The sequence below is a fragment of the Zhongshania aquimaris genome, assembly GCF_019312595.1.
GTDB classification, from domain to species: domain Bacteria; phylum Pseudomonadota; class Gammaproteobacteria; order Pseudomonadales; family Spongiibacteraceae; genus Spongiibacter; species Spongiibacter aquimaris.
Genome location: NZ_JAHWDQ010000001.1, coordinates 1,082,769 through 1,103,015, shown reverse-complemented (window position 1 = coordinate 1,103,015; position 20,247 = coordinate 1,082,769). Strand labels below are relative to the sequence as shown.

The 20,247-nt window shown below is 49.1% G+C and carries 17 protein-coding genes; 15 read left to right on the top strand and 2 right to left on the bottom strand.

Going from position 1 to position 20,247, the window contains the following annotated elements:
* Positions 1–26: 26 nt before the first annotated feature.
* The 11 genes from KXJ70_RS05035 to KXJ70_RS04985 all read left to right on the top strand — a co-directional run bounded on the left by KXJ70_RS05035 (position 27) and on the right by KXJ70_RS04985 (position 14,668).
* Positions 27–800 carry a TetR/AcrR family transcriptional regulator gene (locus KXJ70_RS05035; RefSeq protein ID WP_219042348.1) on the top strand — a complete coding sequence of 258 codons (774 nt, stop codon included), beginning with the start codon at positions 27–29 and terminating at the stop codon, positions 798–800.
* Positions 801–839: 39 nt separating this feature from the next.
* Complete coding sequence (locus KXJ70_RS05030; RefSeq protein WP_219042347.1) at positions 840–3,179, top strand: TonB-dependent receptor; 2,340 nt, start codon at positions 840–842, stop codon at positions 3,177–3,179.
* A gap of 1 nt (position 3,180) precedes the next feature.
* The gene (locus KXJ70_RS05025; RefSeq protein WP_219042346.1) at positions 3,181–4,749 is read left to right on the top strand and encodes a carboxylesterase family protein; all 1,569 of its coding nucleotides are present in this window, start codon (positions 3,181–3,183) and stop codon (positions 4,747–4,749) included.
* An 8-nt stretch (positions 4,750–4,757) separates the two neighbouring features.
* The gene (locus tag KXJ70_RS05020) at positions 4,758–6,029 is read left to right on the top strand and encodes a serine hydrolase domain-containing protein (RefSeq protein WP_219042345.1); all 1,272 of its coding nucleotides are present in this window, start codon (positions 4,758–4,760) and stop codon (positions 6,027–6,029) included.
* A 608-nt stretch (positions 6,030–6,637) separates the two neighbouring features.
* The gene (locus tag KXJ70_RS05015) at positions 6,638–7,561 is read left to right on the top strand and encodes a glutathione S-transferase family protein (protein WP_219042344.1); all 924 of its coding nucleotides are present in this window, start codon (positions 6,638–6,640) and stop codon (positions 7,559–7,561) included.
* 51 nt (positions 7,562–7,612) lie between these two features.
* Complete coding sequence (locus KXJ70_RS05010) at positions 7,613–7,783, top strand: DUF2986 domain-containing protein (RefSeq protein WP_219042343.1); 171 nt, start codon at positions 7,613–7,615, stop codon at positions 7,781–7,783.
* Between the two features lie 238 nt (positions 7,784–8,021).
* The gene (locus KXJ70_RS05005; protein WP_219042342.1) at positions 8,022–9,368 is read left to right on the top strand and encodes a DASH family cryptochrome; all 1,347 of its coding nucleotides are present in this window, start codon (positions 8,022–8,024) and stop codon (positions 9,366–9,368) included.
* Complete coding sequence (locus KXJ70_RS05000) at positions 9,365–10,858, top strand: cryptochrome/deoxyribodipyrimidine photo-lyase family protein (protein WP_255558190.1); 1,494 nt, start codon at positions 9,365–9,367, stop codon at positions 10,856–10,858. Before KXJ70_RS05005 ends, KXJ70_RS05000 begins: the two co-directional genes overlap by 4 nt.
* Complete coding sequence (locus KXJ70_RS04995; protein ID WP_219042341.1) at positions 10,855–12,405, top strand: cryptochrome/photolyase family protein; 1,551 nt, start codon at positions 10,855–10,857, stop codon at positions 12,403–12,405. Before KXJ70_RS05000 ends, KXJ70_RS04995 begins: the two co-directional genes overlap by 4 nt.
* Positions 12,406–12,626: 221 nt before the next feature.
* Positions 12,627–14,045 carry a cytochrome P450 gene (locus KXJ70_RS04990; protein WP_219042340.1) on the top strand — a complete coding sequence of 473 codons (1,419 nt, stop codon included), beginning with the start codon at positions 12,627–12,629 and terminating at the stop codon, positions 14,043–14,045.
* 29 nt (positions 14,046–14,074) lie between these two features.
* Positions 14,075–14,668 carry a TetR family transcriptional regulator gene (locus tag KXJ70_RS04985; RefSeq protein WP_219042339.1) on the top strand — a complete coding sequence of 198 codons (594 nt, stop codon included), beginning with the start codon at positions 14,075–14,077 and terminating at the stop codon, positions 14,666–14,668.
* On the opposite strand, the gene KXJ70_RS04980 is transcribed toward KXJ70_RS04985, so the two are convergent.
* Both KXJ70_RS04980 and KXJ70_RS04975 read right to left on the bottom strand, forming a co-directional pair.
* Positions 14,665–15,093 carry a DUF3010 family protein gene (locus KXJ70_RS04980; RefSeq protein WP_219042338.1) on the bottom strand — a complete coding sequence of 143 codons (429 nt, stop codon included), beginning with the start codon at positions 15,091–15,093 and terminating at the stop codon, positions 14,665–14,667. The genes KXJ70_RS04985 and KXJ70_RS04980 overlap by 4 nt on opposite strands.
* A gap of 65 nt (positions 15,094–15,158) precedes the next feature.
* Positions 15,159–16,658: a protein adenylyltransferase SelO gene (locus KXJ70_RS04975; protein WP_219042337.1), complete on the bottom strand. Its 1,500-nt coding sequence runs from the start codon at positions 16,656–16,658 to the stop codon at positions 15,159–15,161.
* Here KXJ70_RS04975 and KXJ70_RS04970 point away from each other — a divergent pair.
* From KXJ70_RS04970 to KXJ70_RS04955, 4 genes are all read left to right on the top strand, one after another.
* A complete protein-coding gene (locus KXJ70_RS04970; protein ID WP_219042336.1) occupies positions 16,657–16,827 on the top strand; it encodes a hypothetical protein in 171 nt (56 codons plus the stop codon). The two genes, KXJ70_RS04975 and KXJ70_RS04970, sit on opposite strands and share 2 nt — an antisense overlap.
* Before the next feature lie 107 nt (positions 16,828–16,934).
* Positions 16,935–19,406, top strand: coding sequence for a glycerol-3-phosphate 1-O-acyltransferase PlsB (plsB, locus tag KXJ70_RS04965; RefSeq protein ID WP_219042335.1), 2,472 nt, complete (start codon positions 16,935–16,937; stop codon positions 19,404–19,406).
* A gap of 119 nt (positions 19,407–19,525) precedes the next feature.
* Positions 19,526–19,768, top strand: coding sequence for a type II toxin-antitoxin system ParD family antitoxin (locus KXJ70_RS04960; RefSeq protein WP_219042334.1), 243 nt, complete (start codon positions 19,526–19,528; stop codon positions 19,766–19,768).
* Positions 19,761–20,054, top strand: a complete 294-nt coding sequence (locus tag KXJ70_RS04955) for a type II toxin-antitoxin system RelE/ParE family toxin (RefSeq protein WP_219042333.1) — start codon at positions 19,761–19,763, stop codon at positions 20,052–20,054. The genes KXJ70_RS04960 and KXJ70_RS04955 overlap by 8 nt, the downstream gene beginning before the upstream one ends.
* The last annotated feature ends 193 nt before the right edge of the window (positions 20,055–20,247 follow it).

Here is a 20,247-nt window from a genome sequence, read left to right as displayed (position 1 = left end):
ATATAACCGGTGGTTACATATTGATAATGAGTAGAGGTATTTCTACGGTGAAAGCGCGTCAAGTAGGTCGACCCAGAAAAATAACTAGGGAAAAAATCATTTCCAGCGCCCTTTCTGTGCTTGAAAATGATGGTTACTCATCACTTAATATTCGCGCTATCGCAAAGGAAATGGGTGTCAACCACGCCACTCTCTACAACTACATTGATGACATAGGGCAACTGGAGCAAGAGGCCTTACAGCATCTAGTTGCAAAAATACCGATCCCAAATAGATCCTGTGCCACCCCCCTTAGAATACAGCTGATTGAGCATTTCCTCTGTATTCGAGAGATTCAATTGCGCTACCCAAAATTCTGTCACTCGCCTTCTGGGTCAAAAAAATGGCAAATGCAAATGCATTTGCTTTTGCAAGTTTTAGATTCCATTTGCACGGACGATAGCCAGGTGCAACTTGCGGTGGTCGGTTATAACGCGATTCTGGGTGTTGTTTGTTTACAGGCGGAACGCACAAGAAGTACGGGAAATGACGCGCCCATCATGTCAGATATTGAGGCCATCGCCGCCTTACCTCGTGAGCAGTTTGCGACGTTCTTCCGACAAATTGAGTCAAAGATGGGGCTTGGTAAAGAAGTTGTATCGTTCTCACACCGATTGAATCACCTTATTGATCGACTGATGCCAGAGATGGCAGCTATTGATGAAAGCGCTTTGGAAGAATTGGAGAGTAAATATTTGAGCAACCAAGCCAACGGCTTTCCTAGCTACGCCGCGCAGAAAAATGGCTCTAAGCAAGATTAAACCAAACAGAAAATAACAAAGAACTATGAGTGATTTATCATGATTGAAAATCGAAATTTCAAAACTCTGTCCCATATCTCTCTGTTGAGTGCTGCTTTCTGCACCAGCTATTCTTCGGCTTCAGAGCCGGAAATATCCGGTGTTAAGAAGAGTATGTCCGTTGAAGAGCAACAAGATAGCAATTACGCCACACGACGTAATTTTCTAGAAGAGGTCATCGTTACGGCTACCAAGCGAGAGAAGTCACTTCGAGACATTCCCGCTTCTATTTCTGCGTTTTCCGGTGATAGCCTTGAGCAGCAAGGCATACTGAGTATCAATGATGTACTTGAACAGACACCCGGCGTAACTGCAAATTCAGCAAGGCCTGGTGATCAGCGAATTGTAATGCGCGGAATCTCAACAAGCGCGGCGCCGACTAGCGTTGTACCACAGCCAGTCGGAATTTTTATAGGTGATACGGCCCTCAACGAACCTTATGCAGCAAGTATCACACCCGACCTTTCCGCTTTTGACTTGGCAGCGGTAGAAGTGCTCAAGGGGCCGCAGGGCACTCTCTTTGGCGGCGCGGCTCTGTCCGGTGTGCTACGGTATCGCTTGAACGAAGCCGTACCCCATGAATGGCAGGCGTCGTACTTTGCCCAGAACATTTCACTAGAAGAGGGAGATAGTGGTCTAACCCAGGGCTTTATGCTTAATATTCCGGTGTTTGGCCCCGATGGCAATCTGGGGCTTAGGCTTACTTATATCGACCGAGAATATCCGGGATTTACTGACGATGTCCGCCGGGGTCAAGAGGCTAACGATGTAAATGGATCGAAAGGAAAGCAGTATCGTCTTGGCGCAACATGGACGCCGGGGGATAATACCTCGGTTAAATTAACTTATCTGGCGCAAGATTATCAGGCGGACAATGATATTTTTATTGCCGACAACACGGTTGGACCTAGGGAAACTAGAAGCTCATTTATTAAATGGCCAAATGAACATCGAATCGCACTTTATAATCTTGAAGTTCAACATGAATGGGAAAGCGTAAGATTAGTTTCTTCGTCATCTCGAACAGAGAAGGAGCGCAAGAATATTATCGATGGCTATTTTAGCCTATTTGGCACACCCTCAAACGCCGCCCCGGATGGCTTAGCTATACCATTTTTGACTAACCAAAAGTCCAGTTCCTTTCAGCAGGAGTTACGTTTGCAGTCTCAGGCAGACGATAAGTTTGAATGGTTGGTGGGGGTATATTATCTTGACTCTCCCATTGATTATTTTCTTTCTTTGACTTTGCAGGCGACAGATCAGATTCCACTGCTAGATTCACTTGGTTTACGAGATCGAAACTCAAACGGAGTCGACTGCAGCTTGTCTCTGCTTTGCGCACAAACCAATGCAAATGCACAAGAAAAGGCAGTGTTCTTCGATACCACCTGGTACCCCACCGCCAGCTTGGAGTTATCGCTCGGAGGCCGATATTACCAAACAGGTGTTGATGGCGGTTACACTGGTGAAGGCATAGTAGCGCAGGGCGTTAGTCTTCTAAATCTAGTTGCAACCGGCGAGTACACCTTGGACAACACCGCTGAAATCAGTGAAGAGGGTATGAACCCAAAAGTCTCAGTTACCTATCGATTCACCGACGAGCATTCCGTGTACGCACTCGTCAATAAGGGCTTCCGGTTTGGTGGCATCCAGACCGTTCCTGAAGATGAGCTTCAGAATGTGCCGGGCACCTATAAATCAGACACTATTATGAACTATGAAATTGGGATGCGGACTCGCTGGCTTGATAATACTCTTGAGTTTGATCTAACCGCCTTTCATATCGACTTCGACAACCCGTTAGTGGTTCTCAAAAATGCGCTTGCGATCAACTATTACGACAATGTTGGTAGTGCAGAGAGCGACGGCATAGAGGTGAATCTGCGTTGGCAACTGCCAGTGCCTGGATTTCTGTTTTCTTTAAGTGGCGGAACAGTAGATGCCCACACTTTGGAGGATTTTATCGCTGGAAATGATTTTGTTCCGGCTGGTACACCACTACCGGGCTCAGCAGAATACCAGTACGCGGCCTCACTGGCATTTAGTAACTCTCCTCAAAGTTGGTTAAATGTTTCTGGTCACGTGACTTACTCTTATGTCGGCAAATCCTACAATGACTTAGTGGACGAAGACACTGTTAATGATTACGGTACCTATAGTGCGGGAGTGCAATTGCGACTAACCCAGTTTACAGGCCGCCCCAGTCTCGGAGTCAATGTTTTAAATATCACCAACGAAACCACCCCCGTTGGCATTGTTAAGCCGGCTATTAATGGAGATAATATTTTTATTTTAAACGCTCCTCGTGCTGTTTCCGCCCGACTCAGCCTGGAGTTCTAGAATGCAAAAGGTAAAGATTCGCGGAGCAGCTTTAGTATTTCTGTTCAGCTTGCTTTGGCTCACGACTTCAGTAAGTTTGGCCGGTGAAATCGTATCACTCAAAAGTGGTGATGTTCGCGGTGAAAAATCAGGCAATACCTATCAATACTTGGGCATACCCTATGCAGCCCCTCCGGTTAATCAACTGCGCTGGAAAGCGCCACAGGAAATGGAAGCCTGGCAGGGCGTGCGTGATGCACGCTCCCCAGGAAGTGCCTGCTCTCAAATTGGTAATTTTTTTACCACCGATGATGAAAAAAGTTTCAACAAGCCCTATGGTTCAGAAGACTGTCTTTTTCTGAATGTTTGGGTACCCAATAGCGAAAAGAAAAAGCGCCCACTGTTGATATTTTTTCACGGTGGTTCTGGTATTTTTGGCCGGTCTTATCATGAAATCTACAACGGCGCTAGGCTAGCGGCGGAGACAGATGCGGTGGTGATAACCGCCAACTATCGGCTGGGTATTTGGGGTTCATTTCAATCCCCGGCGTTGAAGACTGGCAACCCTGAGGAGGACTCCGGAAATTTCTTACTCCTCGATATGATTAAGGTGCTGGACTGGGCGCGTGAAAATTGCGCGGCGCTATCCTGTGATCCTGACAATATCACTATTTCTGGGCAGTCAGCAGGGGCGGTTTTTGTTCTCGCCCTAATGCGTTCGCCAGCGGCAAAAGGTAAGTTTCAGCGGGCAATCAGCTTTTCTGGTATTCCGTTTTCTGCATCTTACGAAGAAGGTAAGGAGCAGGGAGATAAATTTATTGCGCAGCTATTAATCAAGGATGGAAAGGCTGAGTCATCGGCCGATGCTGAAAGCATCATCAGCAAGATGAGCGATACTGAACTAGGTAATTATCTTCGCGGCAAAACTGAAACAGAGCTCGCTGAGGCATCTGAAAAAGGGGTATTACCTAAAGTTATTGCCGACGGCACAGTTGTAAGCAAGCCAGAAAGTTCGCGAGAGGTCACTTGCGAACTTATCAATAAAGTTCCGCTAATGATCGGCAATACCCGTGATGAGCTGAGTACGCTGGTCACAACTCGGATGTATGACCTAGAGTTCAATAAACTTTGGCCGCTGTTTAATGGCGAAGAAAGGACAAAAACGGTTAGCCAAGAACTTGGATTAATCAAAGGTATGGTCCGGAATATTCTTATTCAGTACCTTGAACGAAAATACAGTAAGAAATTACAACGCTGTATAGCGACATATTCTGAATCACTTCCTGCGTTGTATCAGTACGAATTTGTATGGGACAACTTCCCCGATCCATGGCTGCTAGATTTTGGATCATTCCACGGTCTAGATGTACCTATTCTTTTTGGAAACTATATTGAAGACCGACCTTCTTACATGAGATTTGCTTGGACAAAGGAAAATCGTAAAGAGCGGGAAGATATTCACGCGGTCATAGCAGCCAGTATCAAGAACTTTATACATGGAGACGATGCCAAATACGCTGCGCCACTGGGAGATAGCTGGAAATCTCGCACGACGTCAAACTACGTGCAGTACTATGGGGCAACACAATGAATAAGAGCATGATTAATATTACTCTATTGGCCATATCTGTGCTGCTCAGTTCAGCGTCTACCTACGGTGGTGAGAATGTGTGGCCAGTTTCCGAGGCGAAGAATGGCTTCTCTGCTGACGAAGCGACTGATCTGAAGGCAAGTTATAAAAGTGCTGCATTGGGACTAGCAGGCAACGCCGCGCTTTACACCTATCTCAATATGGCTGAGTTTTATCCTCACCAGCTGCTTGACAGAGATGGTCAAATAAAAAGTCTTCGTGAAAAACCCAATGGGCGCATCGGTGGTATTAAAGTAAAAACATCTCTTGGCGATTTGAGCCTAGATGAATTTGTGAGTTCGCCGCTTAGTAGGCTTCAGGGCATCGTCGTCATCCACAAAGGAAAAGTTGTCTACGAGAAGTATCCAGGTATGCAGCCGACCGACTCTCATCTTTGGTGGTCTGTAGCGAAAGTCATTGCTGGGCTGCTGACAGAAATGCTGATTGAGGAGGGGCAGATTGACCCCAATACCACCATCGACACCTACCTCAAGGAATTTAAGGGAACGGTCTGGGAAGGTGTTAAAGTTGCGCACATTCTTCATCAAGCCAGTGGCATCGATGCCGTAGACTCAACTGAAGCGTATGGCGATCCACATTCTGGTATCGGTAAGCTAATGTTTGCCCAGGGAGTGCTTAAAGCCCCAGGATTAGCAACAGGAACGCATAATCAGGTTTTACGTGAAATGACGCGTTTGAACCCGCCGGGCAAGAAATATCAATACTCCTCAGCGAATACGAATATGCTGGGCTTACTCATTGAGCATATTACCGGGCAGCGCTATGGCGATGTTATACAGCAGAGAATCTGGTCACAGATTGGCGCGGAGGGGGATGCCCTGTTGGGGTTAACACCAGACGGCCGCGCCATTGCTCACGGAATGTTTTCGTCGCGCCTCAGAGACCTAGCTCGTTTCGGTATGTTGTTTACGCCAAGTGGCTACGACTCAAAGGTGGCAAATAAAAAATTGTTGGCTCGCATTGGTGACGTTGCGCGAACTGATTATTACCGCCATGCACCAACAGCGCGGGCAATAGACGCAAGTATTCACGGAGAGCCGCCAGTTAGCGCGCCTTCTCAGTGGGGGGCGCTATTCGCTGATGGTGGCCTCTTTAAGTCCGGCTTTCAGGGACAGGCTCTATATGTTTCGCCCTCACGAGACGTGGTTATTGCAATGTTTTCGACAGCAAACAACCCACAGGGGTATAAATATTTGCGACCACTGGCATCCGCCTTTTAACGCCGAGCTCCATTCGTAATTTTTTTGCTACCGTGGGGAGATCTCCCCACTATGGCTGTAGAACGGACGCGCGCCAAACAGGGCGTCGGAGCGGCCATTCTAGACGGCAGCACTGCCGCTAGGTAAGACAGGCCCTAGCCAATTCAATCTGTCGATTAAGTGCAGGCACAAAAGGCGCCGCTAAAGTCCTTACACCTTATTTATTATCCTTTTGCCTCACGAACAATAATCGCCAGCGTGTCTAAATCAATTCTCATATCTACGCTGGATAGCCCTGCCCATCTACTTTGCCTGCAAAAACTAACTTGTATACTTAGGATTTCGACGGCCAATATTAAGACAAGGCGTTTTCCTGCATTGAAAATAAATATCCGTGTCTAACTGTGCTAATTCATCACCGTAGACAATAATCAAGCGTTATATGGATGTTCCGTTAGTGTCGGCTGAAGTTCAGAGGGGAAATTGACATTTTTCCTATGGCTGCTCTTACCAGGTGACCGGCACCTAATAAGAATAAAGCCTTCTTTACTGCTTGGCGGTGTAGTCTAATCTTAGCAAGACACCCTTTAGATAGATCTTTCGCTATTGTTACTAATGAGACATAAGAAATGACGGAATCAATTATTCTTCACCACTACGACAATTCGCCCTATGCCGAAAAAATTCGCCTGATGTTTGGCTTGAGCAATATGCCCTGGTCATCGCTGCTTTCGCCAGCATGGCCACCGCGGCCCAATCTCGATCCATTGACCGGCGGCTATCGACGAATTCCGGTCGCACAGATTGGTGCAGACATTTTCTGCGACTCGACCTTAATTGCGCAGGAAGTGGCGAGACTCAGTGCGAGTACTGCGCTTGATCCTACTGCCGTTGATGGCGATGCGCTTGAGCTGATGAAGCAGGCTGAGGGACAGGTCTTTTTTGCCGCTATTGCCACTGTGCCACCGCTTCGTCTTATCACGACTATGCTGCAAGGATTTGGTCCGATAGGCACGTATCGTTTTATAAAGGACAGGATTTCCCTGTTGAAGGGCGGAGCAAGCAGGCCCCCTAAGGGTGATAAGGCGAAGGTGGTAATGGCGTCACTGTTTTACGCCCTGGATGCACGCCTGGATGGATTCGCGTGGGTAGGAGGCGATAATCCATCCGTGGCAGATTTGGCGGTGTTTCACCCGCTGTGGTTGCATGTAAATTGTAATCGTAAGCCGCTTGTCGCCAGCCCAAGAATTCAGCAATGGTATCAGCGCGTAGAAAATATTGGTCATGGGTCGCGAACGGAAATAGCGCAAGCTGATGCCTTTAAAGCAGCGCGTGAATCGCAACCGCGGCAGGTGCCGGCTAGTGTGGCTGATTCACCGGTGGCTATTGGCAGCGCAGTAGAGGTTGCTCCTATTGACTATGGCGTGGTGCCGGTAGCCGGTACGCTAGCCGCAGTCACCGAGACGCGTATTATCGTTGCGCGGGAAACTGCCGATTTCGGAACGCTGCATGTTCATTTCCCTCGCGCGGCTTATTCTATTGTCGCTAAATGAGCGATGCGGGTCTAAACTCCGGCCCGCGTTTTCACCATTTGAGTAGCAAGTATGAACCGTCGTAAAAAAGGCAATGCGGCATCAAAGGCGCGAATTAAAAAGGCCAAGGCAAAGTTGGCGACTAACAACAAGCCTAAATATATTAGCAAGGCTGAGCGGGCTAAGTTAGAGCTTCAATCCGCTCAGTCAACTACTATCGTTGTAGATGATGGATGTCCATAGGCCAAGCGCGCTTGCTAGCGATGGTGAGTTTCATTTAATTAGGTCTTCTATAGCTCCAGCACATGAGTAGTAGCATGTCGTTGCGATAATTTTCGTTTGGCGTTGTATTCAAATAATTAGCCCCGCTTAAAATCCAAACAGTTTTCCTTTACCTATAAAAGGCTATCTCGGTGCACGTCGAGCGGAAATCTCGCTGCGACTCTATCAGTGTCCATATTTTAGGGAATGACATTTTGGAATGAAAAAACTGGGTTTATATTGCTTCGGTAATGATTTGCGCCTACACGATTTGGCACCGTTGAGGGCATTAGCGGCGAGAGTCGATCACTTATTGTGTGTGGTGTGTGTTGACCCTGCATTAGTGGTGAGTTCGCCCCATATTGTTGGCGATGCGCCGATATCGAAGCAGCGTCGACAATTTTTAGAAGAGAGTGTCGCCGAGCTTGCGGTGAGTTTGGATAAGTTAGGGCAGCGCTTAATAGTTTGTCGAGCGTCAGCAAGGCAAGGGCTCGCGGAACTAATAGATCGCTATCCGGTAGACGAGGTATATCGAAGTCGGCACCCAGGGAGCTATGAGCGAAGCCAGTGGCAATTCTTGCAGAAGTCCTTTCCCACAACCCGTTTTCAAGAGCTAGACAGCCACACTTTATTTAATTGGGAAGCGCTGCCGTTTGCACCGGCGGCCTTGCCGCCGACCTTCTCGCAGTTTCGCAAGGCTATTGCTGACTTGCGCGTTCCTCAGCCCCTGCCGACCTTAACGGAATTGCCACCGCCACCCGATGCGATGGAGTTACCAGCACGTGATGAGGTTTTTTTAGCCCTTGGTGACGATGCTAAGCATTTTCGATTTTATGGTGGTGAAGTTGCGGGCCTAGAACACACACAAAGCTATTTTGACAGTGATTGGCCGAGTCACTACAAGGTGCTGCGCAATGATCTTGATAGTTGGCATCACTCCACCAAGTTTTCGCCGTGGCTTGCGCTTGGCTGTGTATCGGCTAGGGAGATTGTTTCGCAATTGCGTGACTACGAGGCGCGCCACGGCGCGAACGACTCTACCGAGTGGATTTATTTTGAGTTGCTGTGGCGCGAGTATTTTCAGTGGTATGCCTATCAGCACGGCAATCATTTATTTCGCTTTAAGGGCATTAAACAGCGTAAGCCCTTAACGAGTTTTTATCCCGAACGGTTTCGAGCGTGGACTCAGGGCGAAACACCGTGGCCGCTTGTGAATGCCTGTATGCATCAGATTAATGAAACTGCCTATATGAGCAATCGCGGACGACAGATTGTTGCTAGTTGTTTTGTACACGAACTGCAATTAGATTGGCGTTATGGTGCGGCATATTTCGAGCAGCAGTTAATCGACTATGATATGGCGAGTAACTGGGGTAATTGGCAATACCTCGCCGGGGTAGGCGCAGATCCCCGTGGTCATCGCCGTTTTGATCTGGAAAAACAAGCTCGTCAGTATGATCCTGATGGTGCGTTTACACGACGATGGAGGGGTGGGGAAACCTGTGCCGCAATAGACAGCCAAGACATGGTGGGCTGGCCCTGCGTTGATGGGTCTAAGAATCAATGACGGATTTGCTAGCCCTAGTTTGGTTGAAGCGTGACTTGCGCCTCCGTGATCATGATGCCCTCGCTGCCGCCTGTGCAAGTGGTCGGCGCGTCATGGTGTGCTATATCTTCGAGCCGATACTGCTGCAAGACCCCCATTATGATAGACGTCATTGGCGCTTTGTATGGCAGTCTTTGCAATCACTAAACGTAGCCTTGCGGCCCTTTAATACCCGCGTATTTATATTTCACGGTGATGCACTGTCTGTGTTGCAAAGCATTGATGGTGAGCTAGGTATTCACAGCCTATTTAGTCATCAAGAAGTTGGCTTGGCGAAGACTTTTGCCAGAGACCGTGAGGTGCTGGCGTGGTGCAAGAAACGCGAAATACCGTGGTTACAATCACCCAGTGGCGGGGTGCGGCGCGGCGCGCGAAACCGTCTTAGTTGGGACAGTCACTGGCAGAAACAAATGGGTATGCCGCTGACTCATCCAGCCCTGGATACTACAAATCTGATTAACGATTACCCCGTTGCATCATTTCTGCCACCGGATGACTGGCTCCAGGGCGGTGATTTATTTCAACGCGGTGGCGCTGAGATGGCCGCCAGAACTCTCGATAGCTTTTTGGCGGGCCGCGGACGGGAATACTATCGACGACTGTCTAGTCCGTCGACAAGCCGCGAAGCCTGCTCTCGTATGTCGCCTTATTTGGCGTGGGGAAATATCAGTGTACGGGATATGTATCAGCGCTTATTGGCCCATCGCAATGCGCCCGGTTGGCAGCGCTCATTGACGGCACTTTTGTCTCGCTTGCATTGGCATTGCCATTTTATCCAAAAGTTTGAAAGCGAATGTGAGATGGAGTTTCGGCCCGTTAATCGCGCCTACACCAATCTGCCGTACAGGAACGATGATTTGGCAGCGCAGCATCTGCGCGCGTGGCAGGAAGGGAATACCGGGTTTCCTTTGGTTGATGCTTGTATGCGTTGCCTGCATGCAACGGGCTATATTAATTTTCGTATGCGGGCGATGTTGGTGAGTTTTCTTTGTCATCACCTTAATCTGAACTGGCAGTTTGCAGCTACACATTTGGCGCGTTTGTTTTTGGATTTTGAGCCAGGTATCCACTACCCCCAAATTCAGATGCAGGCTGGTATTACCGGCGCCAATACCATTCGAATTTATAACCCAGTTAAGCAATCGAAAGAGCAGGATACTGACGGAATATTCATCCGTAAGTGGCTGCCGGAGTTAGCTGAATTACCAGTAGATTTGATCCACGAACCGTGGACAATACCACCTTTGGAGGCGCAGATGATTGGCTTTGCACCGGGTCAGGATTATCCCCAGCCAATAATCGATTTAGCCGAGGCTGCCAGTGCCGCACGAGATCGTTTGTGGTCGTGGCGAGATCGAGCTGATGTGCAAAATGAGGCGAGGAGAATACTGGCTCGCCATGTTAGGCCGAGCCAGAGCGTGATTCAACACAGAAAAGGGAGCGGGTTTTGAGGAGCGCAAAGACACTTAGGTTAGTGCTGGGTGACCAGTTAAACGCTAGCCATAGTTGGTTTAAGCGCGTTGATGATGACGTACTTTATGTGATTGCGGAGCTGCATCAAGAGGTCGATTATTGTGTACATCATGTGCAAAAGATTTGCGCATTTTTTTCCGCCATGGCGAACTTTGCTGAGGCATTGCAACGGGCCGGACATCGTGTTCATTACCTCACATTAGACGACAGTGCCGCCTACGCTGATTTGCCTTCGTTAATTCAATCTGTGCTAGTGACTTGTCAGGCGACGGTGTTTGAATATCAGCGGGCAGATGAATATCGTTTGTTTACCCAGTTGCGGGTGATGTCTCTCCCAAAAGTGAGAGTTGAGGAGTGCGATAGCGAGCATTTTTTGCTGCCCTTTGATGAAATAACCCAGCAGTTTAGCGCCGGTAAGCATCGTCGCATGGAAAATTTTTACCGAGGTATGCGCCAACGTTATCAAGTGCTAATGGACGGTGATAGTCCGCGCGGCGGTCGTTGGAATTTTGATAGTGAAAATCGCAATCGTCTGAGTGTCGATGACATTGCTGACGTGCCCGAGCCCTTGGTGTTTGCCAATGACGTCAGTGCGATATTACACCGCCTCGAGCGCCACGGTGTAAAACATATTGGGCGTCCTGAGACTAAGCTTGTTTGGCCGGTGAGTCGACGGCAAGCTAAGGAGTTATTAGACTATTTTTGTCGTTACTTACTTCCCTATTTTGGTCGCTTTCAAGATGCGATGACCGCAGGGGGGGCCACCGGCTGGAGTTTGTATCACTCGCGTCTGTCTTTTGCGATCAACGCGAAGATCTTGCATCCAATGCAGGTTATTGATGCCGCTTTGTATGCATTTGAGACTAGTGATGGCGTAATCGATTTGGCGCAGGTGGAAGGTTTTGTACGCCAGATTTTGGGGTGGCGAGAGTTTGTTCGCGGTGTTTATTGGGCAAACATGCCGCGCTATGCCGAATTGAATAACTTAGCCGCCTCGCGTGAATTGCCCTCGTACTTTTGGACTGGCAAAACCAAGATGCGGTGTTTATCCCAGGCCATCGGGCAGTCGCTGGACTATGCCTACGCCCATCACATTCAGCGTTTGATGGTCACTGGTAATTTCTGCCTGTTAAGTGGTATTGATCCAGCGGCGGTCGACCAGTGGTATCTAGGAATTTATGTAGATGCGCTGGAGTGGGTGGAGATGCCAAATACGAGGGGCATGAGTCAGTACGCGGACGGCGGCTTGGTGGGCACCAAAGCCTATGCGGCGGGTGGCAATTATATCCGCAAAATGAGCGATTATTGTGGTGATTGCGAATATCGAGTGAAGGATAAAATTGGCGACAAAGCCTGTCCTCTAAATAGTTTGTACTGGGGATTTATGCATCGTCACCGTTATCGATTTGCTGCCAATCCACGCCAAGGTATGATCTATAAAAACTGGGATAAAATGGCGGCCGACAATAAGCAGGCCATTCTTGATCGCGCGCAATGGTGTCTAGATCATATTGAAGAACTGTAGTGTGATTGGCGTTTTTGAAGACTTATTCCATTAACAAAAGTGTTTGCCTTTCCTGATGCGCTGTATGTAGCTGGCTAGCGGCTATGCAGTAAGCGCTGACATCCAATTTACTTCTTTTCATATCTGATTTGCGCACGATTGCGTGCGGACTCAACACAAGGTTTACACTGTAAACCTTGTCGTGCTAGCATCGATGCTTCAATAATGATGAGCATATCAAAATGCCGAATTTTCTCTTTCACGGTCGCCGGCTTTTGCTGTCTTTTAGTGTTGAAGGACTGCTGCGGTTTGTGCACTGGCGTAAGAAACGAGCTAGCGCCGCTGCGACGAATGTCACCGAATCTTTGACTGATAAGCCTATTCCTGAACATCCAAAAACGCCGGAGGACTTCAGACCGCTGGAGAATGCCTGCTTTCAAAATCCCTACCGCTTCTACGCGATGTTGCGTGAACAGTATCCGGTTTACCGTTTGCAGAATGGCATTTACTGTTTGTCGCGCTATGAAGATATTACGGCGGTGTGTCGTGATACAGAGCTGTTTTCCTCAACTCATCAAGGTGCCATCGTCGGTTTAAAGCCCCATCAAAGTATTGTTGAGGAGGGCCGAAAGCAGGATAAGTTGGCTGAAATGGGCCTTACGCCATGCGATGTTTTAGCTGTGGCAGATCAGCCCCAGCACAGCAATGATCGCAAGGTCGGTCATAAAGGCCTGAATTCGCGCTTTGTGAAAAGCTTGGAAGGTGAGATAGGCGATTTATGCCGCTCGATGATGGATGAGTTCATCGACAGCGGTGAAGTAGAGTTTATGCAGCAAGTCGGCTGGAGCCTGCCGATGAAAGTAATTATTAAATTGCTGGGTTTTCCCGCCGAGGATTATCAGAAAATTAAGTACTGGTGTATGCACACCATCTCTACCCAAAGTGGTGTCTCAAGCTCTTTAGAGCTGGCAAAAAGTCGCGCCGAAATATTGGCGTTTATCCGCTACTGCTGGCAGCAATTGGCGATAGCTAAAAAGCATCCGCGTGATGATCTCTGTGGTGTTTTTGTGAATGCGGTATTGGACCCAGATAACCCGATGACTGATCAGCAGGCGGTGAGCAGCTTGTTTCAGTTATTGGTGGCGGGCAGCGATTCGTCGGCGACGAGCATGGGCAATGCCTTGAAGCTGTTAATTGAAAACCCAGATATTCAAGCCGAAATCAGGGCGGATATGACTAAGCTCGATAATTTTATTGAGGAAGTTTTTCGACTTGAAGCCGCATTTCAAGGGCATTTTCGCTGGACCAAGACAGACACTGAATTACACGGCGTATCGCTGCCAGCGGGTAGCCGAATATTTTTGATGTGGGCGGCGGCGAACCGCGATGCGACGATGTTTGAAAATCCCGACGCGATCGATTTGAATCGCCCCAATGGTAAAAAACATCTTACCTTTGGTCACGGTATTCACGCCTGTATAGGGCGGGAGCTGGCGAGGAGTGAAATTAGGATTGTGTTACGCGAATTTTTATTACGTACAGAAAACCTCCAAATCGTGGGCGATGCGCCGTTTATTGCGTCGATGTTTGCGCATACCTTACAAAAATTACCGGTCCGCTTTGATGTCATCAGCAGCGCTTCTCAGCACTGTGCGGCGTAAATTCTTTAAATTGGGAATGAATACTAGCAATGGCTAAAACTGCCCTGAATAAACAATCCTATATTGATGCCGCGCTAGCGCTAATAAGCGAAGAGGGCTTCGATAAGGTATCGATGCGCAACGTTGCCGCTAAGTTGGGTGTCAGCGCGATGGCGATGTATAAACATTTTCCCAATAAAGAGGCGTTGCTGAGTAGTGCGCTGGATGATTTTATTGGCCGAGCAAATGTGCTGCCTGATGCAGATATGAACTGGGATCAGTGGCTTGTTGAGTGTGCTAAACGCATGTTTATGGCATTAAGTGATGAAATAGATTGGGTGCCTTTGCTGGGTGCCTTGCGGCCCGGTGAGCAAGCGGCGATGGTAACCGATCAATTTATTGCGAAATTAAGGCGTGCCGGGTTTAGTGCTGGCCAGGCAACGGATGCATATTTTGCGGTCATTCAATCGGTGATCGGTGCGGCGTGTTTGCAGGTTTCGCTGCGGATTGAAAAGCATGCGACTAAAAATGTCGATGGGGTAAAAGTGCAAAATTCCAGGCTGCAAATAGAGTGTAGCCTGGAATTATTAATTGCTGCACTGCGGCTGCAGCTTAATGAGTCTAAGAACGAAAGAACCGCTTAAGTGATGTTTTGGTGTGCCACGTAAGCCGTAATGAATGCGGCTTCTTGGAAGCCTTTTAGCTCCGTATCTGCAAAGGGAATCTGTAGCGGATTGTCTGCAAGCGCGGCTTTGGCTTGCGATGAGGTCAGCACCACAACGTCGATGTCAGCGATGAGTTGAATCGCCGCCTCTAATTTAAAACTGACTGCACCTCCGGCAAACTTGCCCTTGGGTAAGCGCCCTTTGATAGCAATTTTATCGACTTTGTAGTCGCGCATTAATTGTGTAAAGGCAGCTTGGAATTGTTTTAAATCTTCTCTGCTGTGTTCTTTGGGTAAGCTGATTTTTCGCGCCCGGCAGTCTGGAATATTAAATTGCTGATTTTCTAAATTAAGCAAGCAGACGACGGCATCGTTGCCGGTGAGTTCCACGCCGCAAATTCTCATTGTGATTCCTTGAATTTAATTGTCGATCTTGGCTGTTGATTTGGCAGTTTGATTGCGTCGCATTTTTAGGTGCCACAAAAAGTTTGTAAAACCCGCTCGTTTGGTTTTGCCGGTAGCGCATAGCGCTGTTTTGCTGGGTCGAAAGTATGAGGGGTTTTCAAAACGTCTACCAGCTGATTAAACACGCTAAGGTCATTATTGCGTTCGGCGGCGGTGATCGCTTCCTGGACAAGGTGATTGCGCGGAATGAAAACCGGGTTGGCCTTAAACATGTGCGCTTGGCGCTCGGCTGCTGTCTGGGTGTCTTCAGTTAAGCGCTGACGCCATTGCTGCAGCCACGGGGTAAAGCTGTCGTTAAATTCAAAGAGTTCGCGAACACTGTTATTGATACAGGCGCCTTCGTCGGCCAGCTCTGCTAAGCGGCGAAAACACAGAGTGAAGTCTGCTTTCTCGGCTTCCATGAGTTTGAGTAGATCTTGATATAGGGTGTCGTCTTGCTCGGTAAAGCGACTAAGACCGAGCTTATCTTTAATAATATCTTGATAGGCTTTGAGGAATAATTCTGGAAAGGCGTCGAGCGCGTGTTGGGCCAGTGCGACGGCGCTGTCTTCGTTGGCGTCTGGGCTGTTATCTAAGATCGCTAATAGCGCTTGGGCGAGCTGAGCCAAATTCCAGTGGGCAATGCCGGGTTGATTGCCGTAGGCATAGCGGCCGTTGTGATCGATGGAACTGAACACGGTTGCGGGATCGTAGCTGTCCATAAAGGCGCAGGGGCCGTAGTCAATGGTCTCGCCGCAGAGCAGCATATTGTCGGTGTTCATCACGCCGTGAATAAAGCCGATGGACTGCCATTTGGCGATCAGCGCAGCTTGGCGTGCAATGATCTCATCGAGCATTGCCACGACGGGATTGCTCGCTTGCGCAGCGTCAGGGAAGTGGCGCTGTATTAAATAATCGCTTAATTCTTGCAGGGCCTCGGTGTCGCGTCGCGATGCAAAAAACTGCATGGTGCCGACGCGAATATGGCTTTGGGCGACGCGACTGAACACCGCGCCGGGCAATGCTTGATCGCGAAAGACCATCTCGCCGCTGCTGACGGCGCCAAGGGCGCGGGTGGTCGGTACCTTCAATGCCGCCATTGCCTCACAGAGAATATACTCGCGCAGTACCGGTCCTATTGGTGATTTACCATCGCCACCGCGGGAGTAGGGTGTGCGTCCAGAGCCTTTTAACTGCCAGTCGTAGCGGGTGCCGTTTTTGCCGATTAACTCGCCGAGTAACACTGCCCGACCATCTCCTAGCTGCGGATTCCAGCCACCAAATTGATGGCCGGCATACACGGTGGCGATCGGCTCAGCACCGTCTGGAATGTGATTGCCGGCCATTGTGGCAATGCCCTCTGGTGAGGCCAGCCATTGTGGGTCGATACCTAACTCAGCAGCCAGGGCGGTGTTAATGCGAATTAGCGCTGGCGCGGGCACGGTGGAGGGTGCTTGGGGACTGAAGAAGCGCTCGGCTTGTTTTGCGTAGCTATTGTCGAAAATTGGGCTTTTGGCGGAAGTCATGACTGAGCCTGCATTAAACGGTAAGACAGTTGAGATATCTGCTGTTTGGCAGATTGTACATCAATCGTTGGCGGCTTGTGTTTGCGGGATATCAAATGGCGCCGAGCACATAAATTATTGGGTTTTCTATATTTCAGCCAAGGGTTCTGCGCTGAAAACCGCGACGTGACGCCATAGACCAAGTAAAATCGCGGCCAGTCGTTCATTTTTATAATCAAATTCTCACCGGATGATGAATCTGGATAAGCGGCGCCGTTTAATAGGAATATGTGCATTATGCCTTGGTTTACACGTCTCTTTTTTGTCTTGTGTCGGATGCTGTCTGCACCATTTCTTGCGGGTATTAAGCCGAAGCTGGTGCAATTCGACGAGTCATTGCCTACCGAGTTAGACGGCAAACCAGTTTGTTATGTGTTGCATCAACATAGCTGGACGGATCGGTTTTTATTGGAGCGGGTTTTCAAGGCGAACAAGCTACCTCAGTTGCGAGCCAGTCCAGGTAAATTGCCTGATAGTGAGAGCGCGGCGTGTTTGTATTTGCCGGTGCTGAGCGGTCAGCGCGGTGGTGCTCGTGGCGGCGATACCATGGCTGCCTTGATTGAGCAGGCGGCGGATGGCGATTACCCTCTGCAAATTGTGCCGGTATCGGTGTTTTGGGGCCGAGATCCCGGCAGTGAAACTTCGTTTTTTAAATTGCTTTTGGGTGACGGTGAGCGCGCAGGTGCCTTCCGCAAGCTCATGGTTATTTTGGTTCAACGCCGAAATGTGCTTATTCATATCGCGCAACCGGTGCGATTCAGCACCTTTGTTTCTCGCAAACCGGATCCCGTAGAGGCCGCCGCGGTCATGGCGCGGCTATTGTCGTTTTACTATTCCCGTCGCAAAACAGCGAGCCTTGGCCCCAGCTTGTCGTCACGTCAGCAGATTATTGATGTGGTCTTGCGTCGGCAGGCTGTGCGCGATGCGATTTTAGAAGAACAAAAAGCGTCGATAGGCAAGCCTGAGTTGGTGAAAAAGCAGGCTCGTAAAATGGCTGAAGAGGTTGCCGCTAATTTTGATGGTCGAATGATTCGCGCTCTGGAGCTGATCTTGACTTGGGCGTTTCGAAAGATATTTTCTGGCTTAAAAATTCACCATATTGATCGCCTGCGTGAGGCTGCAAATAGCCGTCAGTTAATATACATGCCTTCGCATCGCAGTCATTTTGATTATTTGCTAATTTCGTACACCCTTTATGTTCAAGGTCTTGTGCCGCCACATATTGCCGCGGGGGTGAATCTCAATTTCTGGCCAGTGGGCGGCTTATTGCGCCGTGGCGGCGCGTTTTATATACGCCGCAGTTTTGGCGGACAAAAATTATATACAGCGATTTTTAAATCCTATTTAGATGTGTTGCTGGGCCGGGGCTATCCTGTTGAATTTTTCCCCGAGGGTGGTCGAAGCCGCACCGGTCGTTTGCTGCCACCGAAAAAAGGCATGCTGAAGATGACGGTTGAGAGCTTTGTTCATCAGCCTGGGCGCAACGTTGCCTTGGTGCCGATATACGTTTGCTACGACAAATTGGTAGAGAGTGCATCCTATGTAAAAGAGTTGCGCGGCGCCGCCAAAAAAGGTGAGTCAGCGGGTGGGCTGTTAAAGGCGCGCAAGATTTTTAAATCGTCTTACGGCAGTCCCCATGTCGCATTCGGTCAGCCTTTGAGCTTGGATGAATGCTTTAGCCATATTGAGCCCAACTGGCGTAAACGCAGTCAAGCTGGCGACCTGTCTTTTGTGCCGGCGGTGATAGATTACATCGCCCAAGAAAATATGGAGCGCATCAACGCGGCGGCGGTGGTTAATCCCATCGGCTTGGTCGCAATGATTTTGCTGTCGAGCCCCCAGCGCGCCATGGCGGAAGATGAACTGCTGCTGCAGATAGATCACTTTATTGCGATATTACGGCGCCTGCCATACAGCCCTGACGTCAGCTTGCCAGAGGGGACGGCACAGGAAATCCTGGAGCAGGCAGCGCGCACAGCCGGTCTTTCAAGAATTGATCATCCCTGGGGGCCGATTATTACCGCCACGGGCAAAGAGGCGGTGATGCTGACGTATTACCGGAATTCGGTCATGCATGTCTTGGCACTGCCAAGCTTAATCGCGCGGTTTTTCCGCCACAGTCAAACCGTTAACGAGGCGGAGTTGATAGAGGGCTGCGTACTGTTGTACCCCTTTGTAAAAAATGAGTTGTTTTTACGCACTAAAATTGCGGATTGCGCAGGGGCGGTCAAAGAGCAAATTAACAACTTGGTCGCGCTTAATTTGCTGTCGCGACACGGTGACTCCGGCGACCTCAGTCGCGCTAGCGTTGGCACTGAAGGCTATGCAGTGTTAACCGGCTTGGGCCGGATTTTACGCGAGACGTTTGAGCGCTACACCATTACCAGCTTGCTGCTGGTACAAGATATTTCTGCAGTCGCGGCACTGCGCGATGATGTAGAGCAGAACACCATTGAAATGGCGCAGCGCTTGGCGATTTTAAGTGGCCGTGAGGCGCCAGAGTATTTCGATAAGAACCTGTTTCGCGGCTATATCGACACCCTTATTCAGCAGGGACTGCTATTGGCCGATGAACAAGAAGCCGGCGAATTTTTGCGCGTAGATAAGCGTTTAGAGGCATTTTCACAGCGCTGGGTGGCCTTGTTGGGGCCAGACGTGCAGCAAAGCATGCAGCAGCTTATTCGCAAGCCGGTGATGAGGGAGCAATAATCTTAGGTATCTATTGTGCTAGGTCAATCTTGCTTGAGTGTAGTTGAGTTGCTGTGGCTTGAAACTCCTGTGTGGGAATGTTAGTTTTGTGTTGATTATTAACACAGGTGCGCATTTCTATGGCCAGAACAACCAGCGTTACCATTGGCGCTCAATTAGACGATTTTGTGGGAAAGTTGATTGAATCTGGGCGTTACGGCTCAACCAGTGAAATTGTCCGCTCAGCTTTGCGCTTGCTCGAACGTCAGGAAAATCAAATTGCAGCACTGCGAAATGCGCTAGAAGCGGGAGAGCAAAGCGGGGAAAGCGATTTGTCGCTTCATGATATTGCCGCGCAGGTGAAGCAGAAGCACCGTGTATAAGCTGTCTAATAAAGCAGTCGACGATTTTACAGCTATATATGAATATACCTTGCTTAACTTTGGTGTTGCTCAAGCTGACACATACACAGAGCACTTAGAAAGTAGTTTTCGACTGCTTTCAATCTCGCCATTGATGGGGCATGCATGCCCAGAAATTGCAGACGACATACGTCGTCATGACCACCAACGTCATGCGGTTTTCTATCGCCAGCGCGAGCATGATATTTTTATTATTCGAATTCTGCATCAGCAGATGGAGCCGATGAAGCATTTTACTGAGCTGTAATCTTGGAGATTGAGTGCATCTAGCTCGGTATTTTGCGGTTCCCCCACGGGGCCCGCTCGGTTACAATGTTTTGATATTCTAATTACGTGTGACGAGTCCGAAGAAATGGTGCATAACGCCCGCATGACACTGCTGTGTGATTGCCGTCGATGGCGATGGTAGCTCTTGCAATAAGCGAATTACTGCAATTAGC

What these genes read in the sequence shown, in the direction of transcription:
- KXJ70_RS05035 (WP_219042348.1), top strand. Translation starts at nt 27, where the DNA reads ATGAGTAGAGGTATTTCTACGGTGAAAGCGCGTCAAGTAGGTCGACCC.
- KXJ70_RS05030 (WP_219042347.1), top strand. Translation starts at nt 840, where the DNA reads ATGATTGAAAATCGAAATTTCAAAACTCTGTCCCATATCTCTCTGTTG.
- KXJ70_RS05025 (WP_219042346.1), top strand. Translation starts at nt 3,181, where the DNA reads ATGCAAAAGGTAAAGATTCGCGGAGCAGCTTTAGTATTTCTGTTCAGC.
- KXJ70_RS05020 (WP_219042345.1), top strand. Translation starts at nt 4,758, where the DNA reads ATGATTAATATTACTCTATTGGCCATATCTGTGCTGCTCAGTTCAGCG.
- KXJ70_RS05015 (WP_219042344.1), top strand. Translation starts at nt 6,638, where the DNA reads ATGACGGAATCAATTATTCTTCACCACTACGACAATTCGCCCTATGCC.
- KXJ70_RS05010 (WP_219042343.1), top strand. Translation starts at nt 7,613, where the DNA reads ATGAACCGTCGTAAAAAAGGCAATGCGGCATCAAAGGCGCGAATTAAA.
- KXJ70_RS05005 (WP_219042342.1), top strand. Translation starts at nt 8,022, where the DNA reads ATGAAAAAACTGGGTTTATATTGCTTCGGTAATGATTTGCGCCTACAC.
- KXJ70_RS05000 (WP_255558190.1), top strand. Translation starts at nt 9,365, where the DNA reads ATGACGGATTTGCTAGCCCTAGTTTGGTTGAAGCGTGACTTGCGCCTC.
- KXJ70_RS04990 (WP_219042340.1), top strand. Translation starts at nt 12,627, where the DNA reads ATGCCGAATTTTCTCTTTCACGGTCGCCGGCTTTTGCTGTCTTTTAGT.
- KXJ70_RS04985 (WP_219042339.1), top strand. Translation starts at nt 14,075, where the DNA reads ATGGCTAAAACTGCCCTGAATAAACAATCCTATATTGATGCCGCGCTA.
- KXJ70_RS04980 (WP_219042338.1), bottom strand. Translation starts at nt 15,093, where the DNA reads ATGAGAATTTGCGGCGTGGAACTCACCGGCAACGATGCCGTCGTCTGC.
- KXJ70_RS04970 (WP_219042336.1), top strand. Translation starts at nt 16,657, where the DNA reads ATGACTGAGCCTGCATTAAACGGTAAGACAGTTGAGATATCTGCTGTT.
- KXJ70_RS04975 (WP_219042337.1), bottom strand. Translation starts at nt 16,658, where the DNA reads ATGACTTCCGCCAAAAGCCCAATTTTCGACAATAGCTACGCAAAACAA.
- plsB (WP_219042335.1), top strand. Translation starts at nt 16,935, where the DNA reads ATGCCTTGGTTTACACGTCTCTTTTTTGTCTTGTGTCGGATGCTGTCT.
- KXJ70_RS04960 (WP_219042334.1), top strand. Translation starts at nt 19,526, where the DNA reads ATGGCCAGAACAACCAGCGTTACCATTGGCGCTCAATTAGACGATTTT.